This window comes from Corynebacterium sp. HMSC065D07, from assembly GCF_001810695.1.
Classification (GTDB): domain Bacteria; phylum Actinomycetota; class Actinomycetes; order Mycobacteriales; family Mycobacteriaceae; genus Corynebacterium; species Corynebacterium hesseae.
This window is the reverse complement of sequence record NZ_KV802425.1, coordinates 1-17385: the sequence shown is the minus strand read 5'-3', so window position 1 is coordinate 17385 and position 17385 is coordinate 1. Positions and strand designations below refer to the sequence as shown.

At 62.8% G+C, this 17385-nt stretch carries 16 protein-coding genes; 4 read left to right on the top strand and 12 right to left on the bottom strand.

Going from position 1 to position 17385, the window contains the following annotated elements:
- Positions 1-2: 2 nt before the first annotated feature.
- The 3 genes from HMPREF2760_RS01775 to HMPREF2760_RS12700 all read right to left on the bottom strand — a co-directional run bounded on the left by HMPREF2760_RS01775 (position 3) and on the right by HMPREF2760_RS12700 (position 1249).
- Positions 3-368 carry a helix-turn-helix domain-containing protein gene (locus HMPREF2760_RS01775; RefSeq protein WP_070596491.1) on the bottom strand — a complete coding sequence of 122 codons (366 nt, stop codon included), beginning with the start codon at positions 366-368 and terminating at the stop codon, positions 3-5.
- 103 nt (positions 369-471) lie between these two features.
- Positions 472-831, bottom strand: coding sequence for a VOC family protein (locus HMPREF2760_RS01770; RefSeq protein ID WP_070596490.1), 360 nt, complete (start codon positions 829-831; stop codon positions 472-474).
- Between the two features lie 121 nt (positions 832-952).
- Positions 953-1249: a helix-turn-helix domain-containing protein gene (locus HMPREF2760_RS12700; RefSeq protein WP_148138834.1), complete on the bottom strand. Its 297-nt coding sequence runs from the start codon at positions 1247-1249 to the stop codon at positions 953-955.
- A 63-nt stretch (positions 1250-1312) separates the two neighbouring features.
- On the opposite strand from HMPREF2760_RS12700, the gene HMPREF2760_RS01765 reads away from it, so the two are divergent.
- From HMPREF2760_RS01765 to HMPREF2760_RS01755, 3 genes are all read left to right on the top strand, one after another.
- A complete protein-coding gene (locus HMPREF2760_RS01765) occupies positions 1313-2290 on the top strand; it encodes a hypothetical protein (protein ID WP_070596489.1) in 978 nt (325 codons plus the stop codon).
- 224 nt (positions 2291-2514) lie between these two features.
- A complete protein-coding gene (locus tag HMPREF2760_RS01760; protein ID WP_148138831.1) occupies positions 2515-3363 on the top strand; it encodes a site-specific integrase in 849 nt (282 codons plus the stop codon).
- Positions 3364-3411: 48 nt separating this feature from the next.
- Positions 3412-5184, top strand: coding sequence for a hypothetical protein (locus HMPREF2760_RS01755; protein ID WP_070596487.1), 1773 nt, complete (start codon positions 3412-3414; stop codon positions 5182-5184).
- 199 nt (positions 5185-5383) lie between these two features.
- On the opposite strand, the gene glnA is transcribed toward HMPREF2760_RS01755, so the two are convergent.
- Positions 5384-6817 carry a type I glutamate--ammonia ligase gene (glnA, locus tag HMPREF2760_RS01750; protein WP_070530146.1) on the bottom strand — a complete coding sequence of 478 codons (1434 nt, stop codon included), beginning with the start codon at positions 6815-6817 and terminating at the stop codon, positions 5384-5386.
- 128 nt (positions 6818-6945) lie between these two features.
- Here glnA and HMPREF2760_RS01745 point away from each other — a divergent pair, with 128 nt between their 5' ends.
- Positions 6946-7380 carry an RDD family protein gene (locus HMPREF2760_RS01745; RefSeq protein WP_070520142.1) on the top strand — a complete coding sequence of 145 codons (435 nt, stop codon included), beginning with the start codon at positions 6946-6948 and terminating at the stop codon, positions 7378-7380.
- A 127-nt stretch (positions 7381-7507) separates the two neighbouring features.
- Here the strand turns inward: HMPREF2760_RS01745 and HMPREF2760_RS01740 are convergent, their stop codons facing one another.
- From HMPREF2760_RS01740 to sucB, 8 genes are all read right to left on the bottom strand, one after another.
- Positions 7508-8293, bottom strand: coding sequence for a DUF4191 domain-containing protein (locus tag HMPREF2760_RS01740; protein WP_070596486.1), 786 nt, complete (start codon positions 8291-8293; stop codon positions 7508-7510).
- A gap of 42 nt (positions 8294-8335) precedes the next feature.
- Positions 8336-9409, bottom strand: a complete 1074-nt coding sequence (gene lipA / locus HMPREF2760_RS01735; RefSeq protein WP_070596485.1) for a lipoyl synthase — start codon at positions 9407-9409, stop codon at positions 8336-8338.
- A gap of 109 nt (positions 9410-9518) precedes the next feature.
- Entirely contained in the window at positions 9519-10325 is an 807-nt protein-coding gene (lipB, locus tag HMPREF2760_RS01730; RefSeq protein ID WP_070596484.1) for a lipoyl(octanoyl) transferase LipB, read from the bottom strand.
- A 70-nt stretch (positions 10326-10395) separates the two neighbouring features.
- Positions 10396-10788, bottom strand: a complete 393-nt coding sequence (gene gcvH / locus HMPREF2760_RS01725; protein WP_070596483.1) for a glycine cleavage system protein GcvH — start codon at positions 10786-10788, stop codon at positions 10396-10398.
- Positions 10789-10830: 42 nt separating this feature from the next.
- Positions 10831-11943, bottom strand: a complete 1113-nt coding sequence (gene gcvT, locus HMPREF2760_RS01720) for a glycine cleavage system aminomethyltransferase GcvT (RefSeq protein ID WP_070596482.1) — start codon at positions 11941-11943, stop codon at positions 10831-10833.
- A 3-nt stretch (positions 11944-11946) separates the two neighbouring features.
- The gene (gcvP, locus tag HMPREF2760_RS01715; protein WP_070596481.1) at positions 11947-14814 is read right to left on the bottom strand and encodes an aminomethyl-transferring glycine dehydrogenase; all 2868 of its coding nucleotides are present in this window, start codon (positions 14812-14814) and stop codon (positions 11947-11949) included.
- A 73-nt stretch (positions 14815-14887) separates the two neighbouring features.
- Complete coding sequence (locus tag HMPREF2760_RS01710) at positions 14888-16042, bottom strand: MFS transporter (RefSeq protein ID WP_070596480.1); 1155 nt, start codon at positions 16040-16042, stop codon at positions 14888-14890.
- A 258-nt stretch (positions 16043-16300) separates the two neighbouring features.
- A partial coding sequence (gene sucB / locus HMPREF2760_RS01705; RefSeq protein WP_070596479.1) for a 2-oxoglutarate dehydrogenase, E2 component, dihydrolipoamide succinyltransferase occupies positions 16301-17385 on the bottom strand: 1085 nt, incomplete at its 5' end.

Below are 17385 nucleotides of genomic sequence, written 5' to 3'. Positions count from 1 at the left end.
GCTTAGTCGGTATCGGTGTCGCCGGAGCGGGCGGGGGAGGACAGTTCGGGGGACGTGACGGAAATCGGCCCGTTCCACAGCCGCCGGCCGGCCAGGTGCTCGAAGCGGGCGACAGTGACAGAATCGGGCCACACTTCGCCGCGAAGTACCTTGCTCAAGGTGGCTTTGCCCACCCCGGCGCGGCGCGCCAGTTCGGCCTGGGATACGCCGTGGCCTGCTTGTTCGTTCACGTATGCGGCCAGGTTGCGCACGAACACCTGCACCAGCGCGTGCGCACCAATGGCGGCGGGGTCCTCGGGCCATGCGGGGTACAGCGCGCGTGGTTTTTGCCGTGCCGCGCGCCCGTGAGTTGGCTTGGTTTCCGTCATGTCCCCAACACTACCGCTCGTGTCCCGAAAGAAACGGGGTGGCGGTTGTGGCGTGGCTGTGGGCAAGAGAAAACCCCGCTGCGTTGGGCGGGGCTGCGTTGCTCTAGTCGATTGGTGCTACTCGGAGGAGATTGCCGTCCGGGTCGGTCGCTACGAATGTAGTACCGAAAACTTCCTCGTACGGTTCGCGGACAATGGTGACTCCCTGCTCTTTCCATCGCTCGAACACGGAGGATACCTGGGCGGCCGGAACGTTCATGCACACTTCCGATGTGCGTCCTACCGCTCCCTCCAGGGCGTCTGCGTTGCCGGTCCACAACGCGAGCGACACACCATCGCTCAATGAGAACGTCACATAACGCGGAGAGACGAAGTCGGTCTTTAGTTCGAGTAGGTCGCTATAGAAACCGACGGAGGTGTCTATGTCTGATACGTAGATGATAAAGACGGTTTCGCGGTTCATGTTTTCCTTATTTGAGTGTCGGGGCCGTGGGTGAAACCCAGGATAGGTCAGTTATGTAGCACAATGCTTTCCGGCTCGCCGGAAGGTGGTCGTGTGTGCTAGTTATCTCGCGGCTCGGCGGTCACTGTGGGGATATGCGATGTTTCTTCTCCCGAACCCGCCACAGGTGGTGGCCGGTGCCGTGCTCCAACTTGGCGAGCGTGAGCGCGCTCGGCCACGCTGCACCGCGTACCACACTCGACACGGTGGCTACCGGCACGTTGCACTTGCGTGCCACATCACTTGTCGAGGTCTGTAGTGTCAGCCGTTCCACAGCGCGGGCAAAGCGCTGTACGACCTCGTGGGTGGGGTTGGTCACGTGCTCGTCATGCGGCCACGCCGGGTACAGCGCGCGGGGTGAACGGGGTGACTCTGGCACGGCCACAGTATGCCGTAGGGGGACACGAAACATGCTGCTAACACGCCGAAACAGGTGGGCGTAATGACCGGACTAGGAACACTGGAAGACCAGGCCCGCCGCTACCGGCCACGGCGCAACAAGGTCACCGATGATGTGGCCGGGGTGATACAGCACGTGCTGCTGTGTGGTGTGGCCTTCGGGCATGACGGACCCGTACGGGGGATTGATACCCGCAAGCGGTTGCAAACCGTCGGTGGTTTGCTTGCGCGCTATTTGACCAGCGTGAAGCAGGTCTGGGGCAGTGTCAATGAGGACGACGTACACGACCTGTTCAACCACGACCTCGTGGACTGGTGGGTGGCCGAACAAGTGCGAGAAAACCCGCCGGCACGCCACGAGCGTTCACTGCTGCGGTTGTGTTGGGCGTGGACCTCACCGGACCCGCGCATGGCGGCACGCGAGTTGTCGGAACTGCCGCGAACACGCCCGTTTCAGGTCCACAAGACTGTGCCAGAGTCGCGGCCGCTTTCGCCGGACGAGTTGCGCAAGGTCTGTGACTGGTTGGAAGTCGCACCGACGACACAGAGCCGCGAGCGGGCCACGTTTGCGGTGGCACTGACCATCGGCGCGGGCTTGCGGACCTCGCAGCGTAGAGCACTTAGGACCAGCGACCTCGACTCGCACGGCGAGTTCGTGCGCGTGGACGGCGAGCAGGTCCCGGTTCGTCCCGAAGCACGTGCGGCCGTGGCGAGTCTGTACGAGCGTGGGGTCAATGGTGCCAGCCAGGCGTTTCCATTTACAAACATGCAGCCACTCGGGTTCGACCTGAAACCGACAAGGCTCATTGACACGTGGGTGGTCATGCAGTTGCGCGATGGGGTGGAGGTTGCCGAGTTGGAACCGCGCTCGAACTACGCGCAGATTTGCCGGGCCGCGATTGTGGCCTTGCGATTCGACGCCGACTACTCCGGCATTGTCGTCCCGCCGTTGGAGGGCCACACGCGGCCCGGTTATGGGCACCTTCGCGTGGTCTCCGACACAGGGGAGGTTGGCAAGTGACCCCGTTGAGCAGGCATGTTCTAATCGGTGTTCGAGTAGGTCGTCCGGCGTCGGGGTTGCCGCGTAGTGTTTCTTTTAAGAAACGTTGCAGGGCAAGGGGAGTGACCAACATGGGAACTAGGGACGAACTACGCGACGCGGCGCTGCACTACACACCGCGCTCGATGAACAAGGACGACTGGGTACAGGTCCGCGACTTCACGCAGTCCGTGACCCTCGAACACGTGATACCAACCGAACCGGACCGGGCCACGCTGCGATTAACCATGCTGGCGGTGGCACAGGCAGCACACGTGACACTCAACCAGGTCGGTGGGGAACTGACCTACGCGGACGTGTTCGACCCGCTGGTGGTGGAATACGTCGTCTCGCAGACCGGATTGACCGACAGGGCCAAGGGCGTGCGCCGGTCCCTGCTGTACCGACTGGGCCGCGAACTCAACCCGAACTGGCCGTTTGACGACCGCACCACCAAGTACGGCTACAAAGCACCAGACGCGCCCTATACCGAGCAGGAACAGCACTTCCTGGCTCAATGGGCACAGGGGTTGTCCACTGACTACCAGCGCGCCGGTGCCACGCTCACGCTCGCACTCGGCCTGGGTGCCGGGCTTCGCGCCGGTGAAATGGCACGGCTGTGCGGGCGCGACGTCACCGTCCACAGCGACGGCGGTGTCACCATCACCGCCCACGGCTACCGCGACACCGCGCCGCGTGAGGTACCGGTGTTAGCCGAGTGGGAACAGGTCGTGCGCGACGCGGCGGGCAACGTCGGCGTGCACGGTCTGGTGCTCTGGCCGAACCGCGCGCACGCCACCACGGAGTCCGTGGCCGCGATTCTTGGCCGTATTGGCAAACCGCACGCGGTGGCACTGGATACGCGGCGGCTGCGCACAACGTGGATTGTCGGCCACCTCCACCACAACGTGCCCGAGGCCGTGGTCTGCCAGGCAGCGGGACTGACGGACCTACAGCACTACGCGCGGTGGTACCACACCGCCGAGGTGCCAGCCGAGCAGGCGCGTGCGCTGCTGCGGCGAACGCCGTACCCAAGCCTCCACATCGCCGAATAACCGAACACAGACCAGGGACGAACCACACAACCGAGGGAGGTGAACACCATGACAACGCACAACCCGGCAACCTACGAGGGCACCATTTCGCTCGATATGCTGAAAATTGCAACCGACGTGGTGGACACCTCCGGTGTGGTTGAGCAACTAGCCGAATGGGATAGCGCGGACCGCGCCGGGCGTGGCCTGGGTGGCCGACCCGCGCACATTCCGGTGCGCGCCGCGTTGATTCTGTTCATTCTCCCGGCACTGCTGGGTAAACCGATGTTCGTCCGCGAGTCCTCCGAGATTCTGCGCTACCGTCTCGACGGCAAGGCGTGGAATGCCCTCGACATTGACCTGCGCAAGTGGGACTCTCGCACTGCGACCACGTGGTACGACCGGCTCTGGCGGACCCTGCGATACCGCGTGCGCGACGTGATTGACCCGTTCCCGGAAACACCACACTGGCGCCGGTTGAGCAAGGAAGAATACGCCGAACTTGAGGCCAGCCGGGACCCCGAGTTTGTGGCGTCGCGCCACGCACGTACCTCGATTTTCATGTCCATGCTGGCACTGGCGAGTGCGAAGGTGCTCAACGAGAACATGTTTGACGGCTGGGACGGGGATATTGCCATTGACGGCACACCAATTGAAGTCACCGGCTACGGGCGCACCGCTCGTTCTCGCCGTGAACCGTCTACGCCGGAAGCAGGGTGGTATATCCGCAATGGCGACCACAAGGGCGATGGTGTTAGCGGTGTTGAGAACATCAAGAAGTCTGCCTGGGCGTTTGAGGCCACCGCCGTTGTTGCTGTCGGTGGGGAGTTCGGCAAATCCCTGCCAGCGCCTGTGGTCGGTCTGTCGTTGGATAGGCCGGGCTACAAGCCGGGCTACAACGCTCGTGTGGCGCTGGCCCATTTGGAAAGGACGAACCTGCCCCGGCGCTATGCAGTCACCGACATGGCGTATTACCCGCTGTCGAAGGCCGAGCATTACCAGATTCCTATGCGGGAGAAGGGCTGGAAATTGGTCGGTGAAGTACCAAACAGGGCGGAGACCAAGGGTGTGTCCGCTGCATATCGTGGCGTGACACTGGTGGACGGCACTGGGTATTGCCCGGCGATTGCCAAGCGCAAGGACCTACTCGACCCAAAAGGCGAGTTCGATAAAGGACACATTACAGAGGAACAGTTTGCGCAAGCACTAGAGCAGCGCAAGCGGTTGCAACTCGACATTAAGGAAGCCGAAAAAGACGGCACCGTGCGGTTTTCGTGTCCCGCATTATCTGGCAAGGTGGCGTGCCCGCTGCGTAAAAACGACGAGCAGGCGAAAAAGAACGCGGCACGAAAAGGTGCTGCCGGAAACCCGGCGCTACCACTGTCGGTACGCCAGGTACCAAGCCAAAAGTCATGCGGTGATGTGTGCCGTCAAAAGTCTGTCTCCGTAGGTGTCAACGACCCCGACGCCACGCGCTTTAACAAGTACCACCAGCAAGGACCTGCCGCGTATACCGAGGATTGGAGGGCACTGTACAAGGTCTACCGTGCAAGGAATGAGGCGGCGAACGCGTTTATCAAGGGCGAGTCGCACCTTGGCACAGGGGATAGAACCAAGAAGGCCATGCGTGGTTTTACAGGCGTGGCGCTGCGTACTGTGCTGGCGGTGGTGGCGTCGAACGTTCGTCTTTACATCAACTACCTCAAGCGGCTTCGTGACGGGCTTGTCACACCGCCACCGACAAATCCGGGCGGTGGCAAACCGTGGAAGAAACAGGCGGTGGACTTTATCGACATTGCCGGACCCAACGCTCCGCCACGCCCAAGCAAGGAAGTTGCCTAAGGCCGTCGCCCATCAGGGCCACGGTCTCGAAGTGCTGGCTAGGTACTGAAAATAGCCCGGTTCGTCCCAAAACCCGCCCCCGATTTCACGGCCAGCAACGGCGAAACCCCCGGTTTCCATGTTGGATACCGGGGGATTGCTGTTTCTGACCAGTTTCGCAAATAACACCAGGTCAGTTACGCGAATGGCCCTTTTACCTCTAACAATCGTAGTACATCTCAAATTCCTGCGGAGTCGGACGCAGGCGGACCGGCGCAATCTCGTTCTCGCGCTTGTAGTTGATGTAGGTCTCGATGAGGTCCTCGGAGAAGACATCGCCCTCGGTGAGGAAGTCGTTGTCTTCCTCGAGTGCTGCGATGGAGGCCTCCAGGGAGGTCGGTGCCTGCGGGATGGAGGCGGCCTCTGCCGGCGGCAGCTCGTAGAGGTCCTTGTCCACCGGAGCGTGCGGCTCGATGCGGTTCTTGATGCCGTCGAGGCCCGCCATCATCATGGCAGCGAAACCGAAGTAGGGGTTGCCCGACGGATCCGGAGCGCGGAACTCGATGCGCTTGGCCTTCGGGTTGGAGCCGGTGATCGGGATGCGGATGGCAGCCGAGCGGTTGCGCTGCGAGTACACCAGGTTAATCGGCGCCTCGAAGCCCGGAACCAGGCGGTGGTAGGAGTTTAGGGTGGGGTTCGTGAACGCCAGCACAGCCGGTGCGTGGGCCAGGATGCCGCCGATGTAGTAGCGAGCCATGTCGGACAGACCAGCGTAGCCAGCCTCATCGTGGAAGAGCGGTTTGCCGTCCTGCCACAGGGACATGTGGGCGTGCATACCGGAACCATTATCGCCAGCCAGCGGCTTGGGCATAAAGGTTACGGTCTTGCCGAACTGTTCCGCGGTGTTCTTGATGATGTACTTGAAGGTCTGAATATCATCAGCCGCGTGCAGCAGGGAGTTGAAGCGGTAGTTAATCTCGTTCTGACCGCTGCCCACCTCGTGGTGGAAGCGCTCGATGGTGAAACCAGCCTTCTGCAGCTGCTCCACCATGGCATCGCGGACCTCGCCGTGCTTGTCGACGGGTGCCGTCGGGAAGTAGCCGCCCTTCACGCGAGTCTTGAAACCGGTGTTCGGGGTGCCGTCGAAGTTGGTCTCAGAGCCGCGGTTCCACCAGCCCTCGTCGGTATCAACCTCGTAGAAGCCGTTGTGGACATCGGTGCCGTAGCGAACGGAGTCAAAGATGTAGAACTCAGCTTCAGCGCCGAAGTTACAGGTATCCGCGATGCCGGTGGAGGAGAGGTATTCCTCGGCCTTGCGCGCGATGTTGCGCGGGTCGCGGCTAAAGGGCTCCAGGGTGAACGGGTCGTGGACGAAGAACTTGATGTTCAGGGTCTTCGCGGTGCGGAAGGGGTCCACGAAGGCAGTCTTCGGATCCGGCAACAGCGTCATATCGGACTCATCGATGGTGGTGAATCCGCGGATGGAAGAGCCATCGAAGGCGAGGCCGTCGGCGGCTGCGTCTTCAGTAAATTCCTCGGCCGGAATAGAGAAGTGGTGCTCGGTGCCGGGGACGTCCGTAAACCGGATGTCAACGAACTTGACGTCCTCTTCCTTGATGAATGTGATGACGTCCTGGATTGTCTCAAAGGACACGGTGGTCTCCTGTTGGTTGACGTGTAGTACTCCCGACTAGTTTACAGGTATTGGCTGCATCACTGGGACGCGTGGGCACCTGAAGGCAAAATTTCTGCTCGGGATGGACGGCGGCTAGATTGGTGGGCATGGCAGATAACAACGATGGCATCGGGTCGGGGCAGTGGCCTGGGCAGGCATTGGGCTTGCCCAAGGAAGGGCCAGGTGCCCTGGCATCGGTAATGCGGCGTACGTTCGGCGTGTTAATTGACTGGATTTTGGCCATGATCATTGCCAACGTTCTCGAGCTCTTCACCGACAATCTGGGCGGTCCCGCCTTCCTGGGTTATGCAGTGTGGGTAGTCATGGGCATCGTGTGCGGGTGGCTGTTCGCCCGCACCCCGGGCATGGCGTTGCTCGGTATGGGCGTGGCGCGCCTCGACGTGCCAGGCACTTCCGTCGGCCTGTGGCGTGCGGTGGTCCGTACTTTGCTGACCGCCGTGCTGTTTCCCGCAGCGATGGTCGACGCCGACGGCCGCGGCCTCCACGACCGCGCCACCGGCACCGCCGTCATCATGGCCTAAGGCTGTTGGGACCAGCAATAAAGCTGCTGGGGTGCGTGAGGCAACAAGGCCGGGGGCTTCGAAGGCAACGTAAAAGGTCCCTTCCGAACTCTCGGAAGGGACCCTTGATGTGCTTGGAGCTAGTGGCTTATTTGCCGCCCTTGCGCTCCTGCATACGGCGCATACGGCGGTTCATGCCCGCCATGTTCTGAGCCTGGCGGGGCATCGGGCCCTTGGGCAGACCCGGGGTGGTGCCTGGCAGATCATCCATAGCCTCGATGCGGCGAATGTTGTCGTAGGTTTCGTTCTTGTTGTAGTTGCGCGGCAGCTTCATAATGTGGCTGCGCAGCTTAGACACGGGAACCTCGTCCTCGCCATTGCCCACGAAGACCTCGTACACCGGCACGCCGCCGGCCATACGGTCCACGCGCTTCTTCAAGCGGTTAAGAGTAGGGCCGACGCGCTTGCGGTCGCCCTCGACGACGAAGATGACGCCCGAGTTGCCGATAACGCGGTGGATAAGGTCCTGCTGGCGGGTAGCGGCCACACCAGTCTTGACCTTCCACACCACACCGACGGTGTTGCGCAGCTGCTGCTCCAAGGCCCAGCCGGCGGCGCCAGGCTGATCCTCCACCTTCTTGTACATATCGCGCTCGAGTCGGCGGGTAAACAGGAACATGGCCAGGATGGCGCCGATGCCCAAGCCCAGGATGAGCATGAACCACTGGCCGTTGAAGAGCGTGCCGATAAGGAAGAAGAGCAAGCCCATGCCCAAGAATGCAGCCAGCATGATGGGGATGAGCGCCTTGTCCTGCTTGCGCTGCATGTTGAACGCTTGCCACATCTGTGACCAGTTCTGCTTGCGCTGGGCGCGCTTTGCTGCGCGCTCCTGCTTCTTCGCTTCCTTCAGCGATGCCTTGTCGTCGTTAGCCATGGCTCCTACTTTAGAGGTCAGAGGGTCAAAAAGAGAATCGAACTAGCGAATAGTGGACGCCGCAGAGTTCGGGTTCGCTGCACCAGCCGGGGTCTTAACCATGCGTGTGGTCACCGGAGTCTCCTCGGAGGGGCCGTACTTCTCCAGAAGCGTGGAGGCCTCCTGGGCGGTAGCACCCTGGGAAGTCTCAGCCAAGTGCTTGAGGTTCTCCGGAAGCTCGAGGCCGCGGGCCTCCATGGCCTGCACGTAGAGGCGGCCAGCGCGGTAGGAGGAGCGGACCAGCGGGCCGGACATGACGCCACCGAAGCCCAGTTCCTTGGCCAGCTTGGAGTGCTCCACGAACTCCTCTGGGCGTACCCAGCGCTCGATGGGGTGGAAGCGCGGACCGGGGCGCAGGTACTGGGTAATCGTGATGATGTCGCAGCCGACTTCGCGGAGATCGCGAAGGGCTTCCTCGATCTCCTCGGCGGTTTCGCCCATGCCCAGGATGAGGTTGGACTTGGTGATCAAACCAAAATCGTGAGCCTGGCGGATGACGTCGAGAGAACGCTCATAGCGGAAGGCCGGGCGGATGCGCTTGAAGATGCGCGGCACCGTCTCCAGGTTGTGGGCGAAGACCTCAGGGCGGGCTTCAAAAACCTCTTGGAGCAAATCCGGCTTACCGGAGAAGTCCGGGGTGAGGTTCTCCACGCCGGTGTGCGGGTTGAGCTCATGAATTTTGCGCACAACCTCGGCGTAGAGCCAGGCGCCCTCGTCGGGAAGATCATCGCGGGTCACGCCGGTGATGGTGGTGTAGTTGAGATCCATCTCCTGGATGTTCTCGGCCACGCGGCGCGGTTCGTCGCGGTCCAATTCCTCCGGCTTGCCGGTGGCGATATCGCAGAAATCGCAGCGGCGGGTGCACTTGTCACCGCCGATGAGGAAGGTAGCCTCACGCGATTCCCAGCACTCGTGAATATTGGGGCAGCCGGCCTCCTGACACACGGTGTGTAGGGAAGCTCCGGATACGCGGGATTTCATGTCCTCATAACCCGGTCCGGTGCGAACCTGGTTGCGGATCCAGCGTGGCTTCTGTTCGATGGGCGACTCCGCATTTTTCTTCTCAATGCGGAGCATCTTGCGTCCTTCAGGCTTAACAGTCACGGAACCTCACTTTACGCGTTGGGGTTAGCTCTTCCTAATACAAGTCCTGCGAGAGCCGGGTTTATTCCACCGAGGGTATCTTCTACTTTCCCTCTGCTGCTTTGCGGGCTTGGCGTGCCTTCTCGTTGGCCACCTTGATGGGATCAGGCGCCGAGGCGAAGGTGTGGTCGGCCACGGTGAGTTCACCTGAGAGGGCTTTGAGGAGGGCGTCGAGAAGCGGCGCTTCCGCTTCCTGAATGGTGACCTCGCGGCCAAGCTCCAGCGAGAGCGTGGACACGTCGGCATCGTCGATGCCGCAGGCCACGATGTGCTCGTAGTACTCCAGGGTATTGGTGCAATTGAGGGCGAGGCCGTGCATGGTCACGCCGCGGGTAACGCGGATGCCCAAGGCACCCAGTTTGCGGTCGCGCTTCGGGGCGGCCGGATCGGCGGCGCGCGTGGTGGACGGAACCCATACGCCCGAGCGGCCATCGATGCGCCCGGCGGTGCTCACTCCGAGTTCGCGGACGGCTTGGATGATGGCTTCCTCGAGGCGGCGAACATAGTCCACGACGTCCACCGGCTCCGCCAGCTTGATAATGGGGTAGACCACCAGCTGGCCCTCGCCGTGCCAAGTAATGCGCCCGCCGCGGTCAACGTCAATGACCGGCAGGCCGTTATCTGGCATATCCTCCGGCTGCGTGCGCTTGCCGGCGGTGTAAACATTGGGGTGCTCCACCACGAGGATGACATCACCCTGCGTGCCCGCCGCGCGTGCCGCGGCGAGCTCGGCCTGCAGATCCCATGCTTCTTGGTAACCCATGCGGCCCAAGCGGCGGATCTCCAGTGGCTCGTCAGAAGCGCGGATGGAGCGGTTGGCGGGAAAGAAAGGTTCGCGGGGAGCAGTCATGGATACCCATGCTAGTCCCCGCGAAGATTCAGCCAGAAAGGGGCTGAATGCGCGCTGTTCAAGCGCAGATTTAGGCCACGCCGTTGGCGGAGGCGTACTCCTCAGCGGTCATCAGCTCGCCAGCCTCGGTGACCTCGACCTCGAAGAGCCAGCCCTCACCGAAGGGGTCGTTGTTGATGACGGCGTAGTCATCGTGCACACCCTCGTTGACGGCGGTCACGGTACCGGTGACCGGGGAGTAGAGGTCAGACACGGACTTGGTGGACTCGACCTCACCACAGGTCTCGCCGTGCTCGACGGTATCGCCCACGGCCGGCAGCTCGGCGAAGACGACCTCACCCAGGCGGTCGGTGGCCACGGAGGTGATGCCGACGCGGACGGTGGAACCGACAACGGAATCAGCAGCTGCGTTAATCCACTCGTGGTCCTTGGAGTAGGAAAAATCGGAAGGAAGATTAGCCATGAGAAGGGATGTCCTTTCGGTAGATGGATTCAGTAGTGGAGTTTACTTCTCGCGCTTGTAGAAGGGCAGCGCGGACACTTCGAAGGGGTAGCGCTTGCCGCGGATGTCGATCTCCACGGCGTCGCCAGCCTCCAAGCCTGCGGCGGTATCGATGAGCGCGAGCGCGACAGGGTGGCCCAGGGTGGGGGAGGGCTGGCCGGAGGTCACCGTGCCCACCTTGTTCTCACCGACGAAGACCTCCGCTCCGGCGCGGGCGGCGCGGCGCTGCGAGGAAACCAGGCCGGTAATAACGGCCTGCGGACCCTCCTCGGCGCGCTGGCGCAGCACCTTTGCACCCACGAAGTCCTGCTCCTTCTTGGCAAAGGCGCGGGACATGCCGGCCTCCACCGGGGTGATGTCACGGGTGAGCTCGTTGCCGTAAAGCGGCATGCCAGCCTCCAAGCGCAGGGAGTCGCGCGCGGCCAGGCCGCAGGGCTTGATGCCGTACTCCTCGCCGGCCTTGAGCAGCTCCTCCCACAGTTCTGGGGCATCGGAGTTGTAGACGATGAGCTCGAAGCCGTCCTCGCCGGTGTAGCCGGTACGGCAGATGAAAGCGTACTTGCGCGCTACCTTGCCGGTCATGGCGGCGTAGTAGGGAAGGTCCATCACTGCCTGTTGCTTGGTGTCCTCCACCAGCGGAACGAGGATCTCCAGTGCCTTCGGGCCCTGGACAGCAATCATGGCCACATCGCGGGACTCGTTCTTCAGGTCTACGTCGAAGCCCTCGGCGCGCTCGTTGAGAGCCTCCCACACGGTATCGGCGTTGCCGGCATTCGGCACGACGAGGAACTTGGTCTCCTCCAAGCGGTAGGTGATGAGATCATCCATGATGCCGCCATCCTCGGCGCAGATCATGGAGTACTTGGCCTTGCCCACCTTGAGGGGAACCAGGTTGGAGATGAAGCAGTAGGACAGGAACTCGGCGGCGTCCGGGCCGTTGACCCAGATTTCACCCATGTGGGACAGGTCGAAGAGGCCCGCAGCATTGCGCACCGCGCGGTGCTCCTCAAGCTCATTGTCATACTTCAGCGGCATCTCCCACGGCCCGAAGGGTGTGAAAGTGGCGCCGAGCTTCTCGTGTTCAGCGTGCAGCGGGGAGTGCAGGTAGTCAGTCATTGATTAAACCTCCTGGTTCTCGTCGGAGTAGTCAAAAGCCTCTGGCGGCGGGCAGGTGCACACCAGGTTGCGGTCACCATAAGCCTCGTCGATGCGGCGCACCGGCGGGAAGTACTTGTTGGCGCGCAGCGAAGTTACCGGGTAGGCGGCCTGCTGGCGGGTGAAGGCGAAGTCCCACTCGTCGGCCGCGACGGATTCGGCGTTGAACGGGGCATGGTGGATGACGGAGTCCTCGTAGGCCACCTGGCCGTCGATGATCTCCTGGATTTCGGCGCGGATGGAGCGCATGGCCTCGATGAAGCGGTCCAGCTCACCCAGGTCCTCGGACTCGGTGGGCTCCACCATGAGGGTGCCGGCCACCGGGAAGGAGAGGGTCGGCGCGTGGAAGCCGTAGTCCACGAGGCGCTTGGCCACGTCGGCAGCGGTGACGCCGGAGGCGTCGGTCAGCTCGCGCAGGTCAAAGATGCACTCGTGAGCCACGAGGCCGGCATTGCCCGTGTAGAGCACAGGGAAGGAATCCTTCAGGCTCTGCGCCAGGTAGTTCGCGCCGAGGATGGCGTGGCTCGTGGCCTCTGTGAGTCCTTGGGCGCCAATCATGGCCAGGTAGGACCAGGAAATTGGCAGCACGCCGGCGGAACCGTAGCGCGATGCGGTGGACGGCACGCCGGTGGTCTCCGCAGTCGGTTGCGAGGGATCCAGCTTGGGATCATTGGCATCGGCCGGCAGGAAGGGCACCAAGTGCTTGGCGACGCCCACCGGGCCCACACCCGGGCCACCGCCGCCGTGCGGGATGGTGAAGGTCTTGTGCAGGTTCAGGTGGGACACATCGCCGCCGAAGGCACCCGGACGGGCCCAACCGGCTAGCGCGTTCATGTTGGCGCCGTCGATGTAGACCTGGCCGCCGGCCGCGTGGACCTTGTCGCAAACCTCGCGTACCTCGGGGTCGAAGACGCCGTGGGTGGAGGGGTAGGTAATCATGATGCCGGCGATGTGCTCGCCATGCTGCTCAATCTTGGCGTCGAGGTCGGCGAGGTCAATCGAGCCATCGTCGGCGGTCTTGACCACGACGACGCGCAGGTTGGCCAAGGTGGCCGAGGCCGCATTGGTGCCGTGCGCGGAGGCCGGGATGAGGATGACATCGCGGCCGTGATCGCCGTTGGCCACGTGGTAGCGGCGAATGGCCAGAAGGCCGGCCAGCTCGCCCTGGGAGCCGGCGTTGGGCTGGATGGAGACCTGGGCGTAGCCGGTAATCTCGGCGAGCCAGGACTCGAGCTCCTCGATGAGCGCGCGCCAGCCCGCGGTGGTCTCCTCCGGGGCATACGGGTGGATGCCGGCGAATTCCGGCCAGGAGATGGGCTCCATCGCGGCGGTGGGGTTGAGCTTCATCGTGCACGAGCCCAGAGGGATCATCGTGCGGTCCAGGGCCAGGTCCTTATCCGCCAAGGTGCGCAGATAGCGCAGCATCTGGGTCTCGGAGTGGATGGAGTTGAAGATCTCGTGCTGCAGCGGGGCCTCGGCGCGCTGGACGGAGGACGGAATCTCGAAGGAGCCAGACGCGGCTGGCTCGGAGTTAGCGGAGGACTCGGCGCCGAAGGCAGCGGCGAGGATGTTGACATCCTCGCCGGTGGAGGACTCGCCGAAGGAGACCGAGACCTTGTCCGAGCCGATGGTGCGCACCAGGTAGCCCTGCTCCTGCAGCTGGGTCTTGATGGCAGCGGCATCCACGCCGGTGACGGTCACGGTGTCGAAGAAGTCGCGCGAGACAATGTCCTTGCCTGCGTCGGTGACTGCCGCAGCGAAAGCAGACGCGCGGTCGTGGACGCGTTGTGCGATGGCCTTGAGGCCCTCTGGACCGTGGTACACCGCGTACATGGAGGCCACGTTGGCCAGAAGTGCTTGGGCGGTGCAGATGTTGGAGGTCGCGCGCTCGCGGCGGATGTGCTGCTCACGAGTCTGCAGCGCGAGGCGGTAGGCGGGGCGGCCGGCGGCGTCCTTCGACACGCCCACGATGCGGCCGGGCAGCTGGCGCTTGAGCTTGTCCGTAACAGACATGAAGGCCGCGTGCGGGCCGCCGAAGAAGAGCGGCACGCCGAAGCGCTGTGAGGAGCCGAGGACCACGTCCGCGCCCATCTCGCCGGGGGCTTCCAAGAGAAGCAGCGACAGGGGGTCAGCCACGACGGCGGCAAGAGCGCCGCGGGTGTGCAGCTCCTCGATGGCAGCGCGGGGGTCGACGATATCGCCCTCGGTTCCGGTGTAGGCCAGAACGGCGCCGACGAGGTCTTCGCCGACGATGCCATCGCGGACATCAGCAATCTCGACCTCGAGCTCGATGGCGCGTGCACGCTCGGCGGCGACGGCGAGAACCTGCGGGTGCAGGCGGGAATCGAGCAGCACGCGGCGGCCCTTCTTCACCGCGCGGGCCATGAGGCCGACGGCTTCGGCGGTGGCGGAGGCTTCGTCGAGAAGCGAGGCGTTCGCGATGGGAAGACCGGTCAGGGACTCAATCATGGTCTGGAAATTGAGCAGGGCTTCGAGGCGGCCCTGGGAAATCTCCGGCTGGTAGGGCGTGTATGCGGTGTACCAGCCGGCATCCTCCAGCAGCCCGCGGCGGATGACCGCCGGGGTGAGGGTATCGGAATAACCCTGGCCGTAGAAGGACTTCAGCACGACGTTCTGGGAGGCGTACTCGCGCAGCTTCGCCTGCGCGTCATCTTCGCTCAAAGCCTCCGGGAGGTTCAGCGCCTCGGTGGCGCGGATGGAGGTGGGCAGGGCGGCATCGACGAGCGCCTCCACGCTGTCATAGCCCACTGCCTTGAGCATCGTCTCACGCTCGGCCGCATCAGGCCCGAGGTGGCGAGAGATGAAATCCATGTGTTTTATCTCCTTTGTGGCGTTAGTTTGTGTGACCTAAACTGCCCCCAAGTATAAGGCGTAGGCCATGACATTAGCCCCGGTTACCCCTGACATGGAGGCGCAGCGCTACGGCGGTCGCTACCGCGACGGTGAGGCCGATGACGAAGGCCGTGGAATAGCCAACAGCAGGGCCCAAAAGTGACAGGATGAAGGGGGCAAAGAAACCCAGATAGGTCAGTGAATAAAACACCCCCGTCGCTGCACCGAGCTCCTCTGCGTCGGCGATGGCTTGGGTCTCCGCGAGTCCGCTGAGCATGCCGATTCCATAGGAGCTGCCCATGATGATGGCCGCGATAGGCAGGAGAAAAACTGCCCAACCATGATGAGCCGCAGCGAGGACAGCGAGGCACAGTGCCATTCCTACTGCGGCCAGCGCCATGCCGTGGAACGAGGTCACGCGGATGCGGCCAGCCAGTTGCTGGATAACCACGCCGCTGCCCATGGTGAGAAGCGCGCACAGGCCGGCGACAAGAACGGGGTGGCGTAGGTGCTCGCTGAGCTGCGCGGGCAGGAACACAAAGGCGGTGGTGGCGGAGCCGAAGACCCATGGTGCGTAGGCCACTACCGGTAAGTAGTGGGGAGTAATCAGGCTGGTCGGGACAAATGAACGGCGCCTCGAAGCTGACTGTGCAGATTGCTGTTCCGGCACCGTCCACACGAGTGGGACCACGATGAGTGCTAGTCCGATGTGCAAAAGATAAGGCACAACGGTGGGCCAGGGGAGGAACTCGGCGGCGATACCAGCCACGCCGGGTGCTGATGCGAAACCGGCCGACAGGGCTATGGAGGAACGCTTGGCTCCAACGCTCAGATGTGTGCTGAGCTCCTTGATCCAGGCCGCGCCGGAAGACATGGCGAGGCCCACGGCGGCACCGGCGCACAGGCGGCCGATCAACAAGGGGAGGAAGGCGCCGCCTGCGCCGGTGAGGAAAACGAGGGAACCGGCGGTGGTGGTGAGGACAGCTGGGCGCATGATGGCGCGGCGCCCTAGCGAATCCGAAAGCGGACCACCGATGAATAGAGCGACCATGATGCCGAGGGCATAGATGCCAAAAAGGAAGGTCGTTTGCAGAACCCCGAGGGAGGTGGTGGTTTGGTAGACCACGACCATGGGGGCGAAGAGATTAGCGCCGCAGGCGACGAGGAACATACCGAGTGCGACGCGAAACCACTTCTGAGAAACCATGCGGCTCAGTCTAGTGTGCTGAGTCACAGTTGTCGGGTCTTGGTGGCAAGACGGATAAAGAAAACGCGCCTAACTGACAAAGTTGGCGCCGATCTCTGAAAACCGGGCAATAGTTTTGTCAGATAGGGCAGTTGTGGCGCCACTGAGCGATGTCACCGAGCTGTGTTTGCGGGGTGGAAGAAAACAGGGCGAAAACGACGAAGCTCCCCCGCCGCAGTGGCGGGGGAGCAAGCCTAGGGCTTAGAGGGCTTCGAAGCCTTAGAGGTCAAGGTCGGCTTCGAAATCTGCAGTTTCGAGGCGGTCCTTGATGGTCGTGATGAAGCGACCAGCGTCGGCACCGTCGACCACCTGGTGGTCGTAGGTGAACGGCAGGTAGCACATCTGGCGGATAGCGATGGCGTCCTGGCCGTCCTCGGTGACGACAACCGCGCGCTTGGTAATAGCGGCGGTGCCCAGGATGCCGGCCTGCGGCGGAACCAGAATCGGGGTATCCAGCAGGGCGCCCTCGGAGCCAATGTTGGTCACGGTGAAGGTTGCACCGGTCAAATCGTTCGGCTTGAGCTTGTTGTTGCGTGCCTTGTCAGCCAGCTCGGCGATCTTCTGAGCGATCTCCGGCAGCGTCAGCTCCTGAGCCTTGTGGATGACCGGGGTCAGCAGGCCCTTCGGGGTGTCCACGGCGATGGCCACGTTGACGTCAGTGTGGTAGGTCATCTCCTTGGTCTCCGGGTTGTAGGAAGCGTTGACGTTCGGGTGGGACACCAGTGCCTCAACGGTTGCCTTCACGATGAACGGCAGGAAGGAGAGGTTGGCCTCGTACTTGTCAATGAACGCCTGCTTGGACTGCTTGCGCATATCCCAGATGGCAGTCATATCGACTTCCTGGACGTGGGTCAGCTGAGCGGAGATCTGGAGGGCCTCAACCATCTTGGACGCCGTGATCTCGCGGATACGGTTGACCTTCTTGGTGGTGCCGATGAGCTCCTGCTTCTCCGGATCCACGGACTTGGTGGACCAGCGAGCACGCGGGCTGCTGGAAGCTGCCTTAGCGGAGGAAGCCGGTGCCTCACCCTCGCCAGCAGCGGCCAGCACGTCCTGCTTGCGGATGCGGCCGCCAACACCGGTGCCAGAGACGGTTGAGAGATCCACGCCGTGCTTCTCAGCCAGCTTGCGTACCAGCGGAGTGACGTACGGGACGTTGTCACCGTTATTGACCTTCGTGGAGGTCTCGGAAGCCTTCGGCTCAGCGGACGCGGCCGGCTTCTCGTCCTTCTTCTCAGCCTTGGCCTCGGACTTCTCCTCGGCCTTTTCCTCTGCCTTCGGCTCTTCCTTCTTCTCGGCCTTTT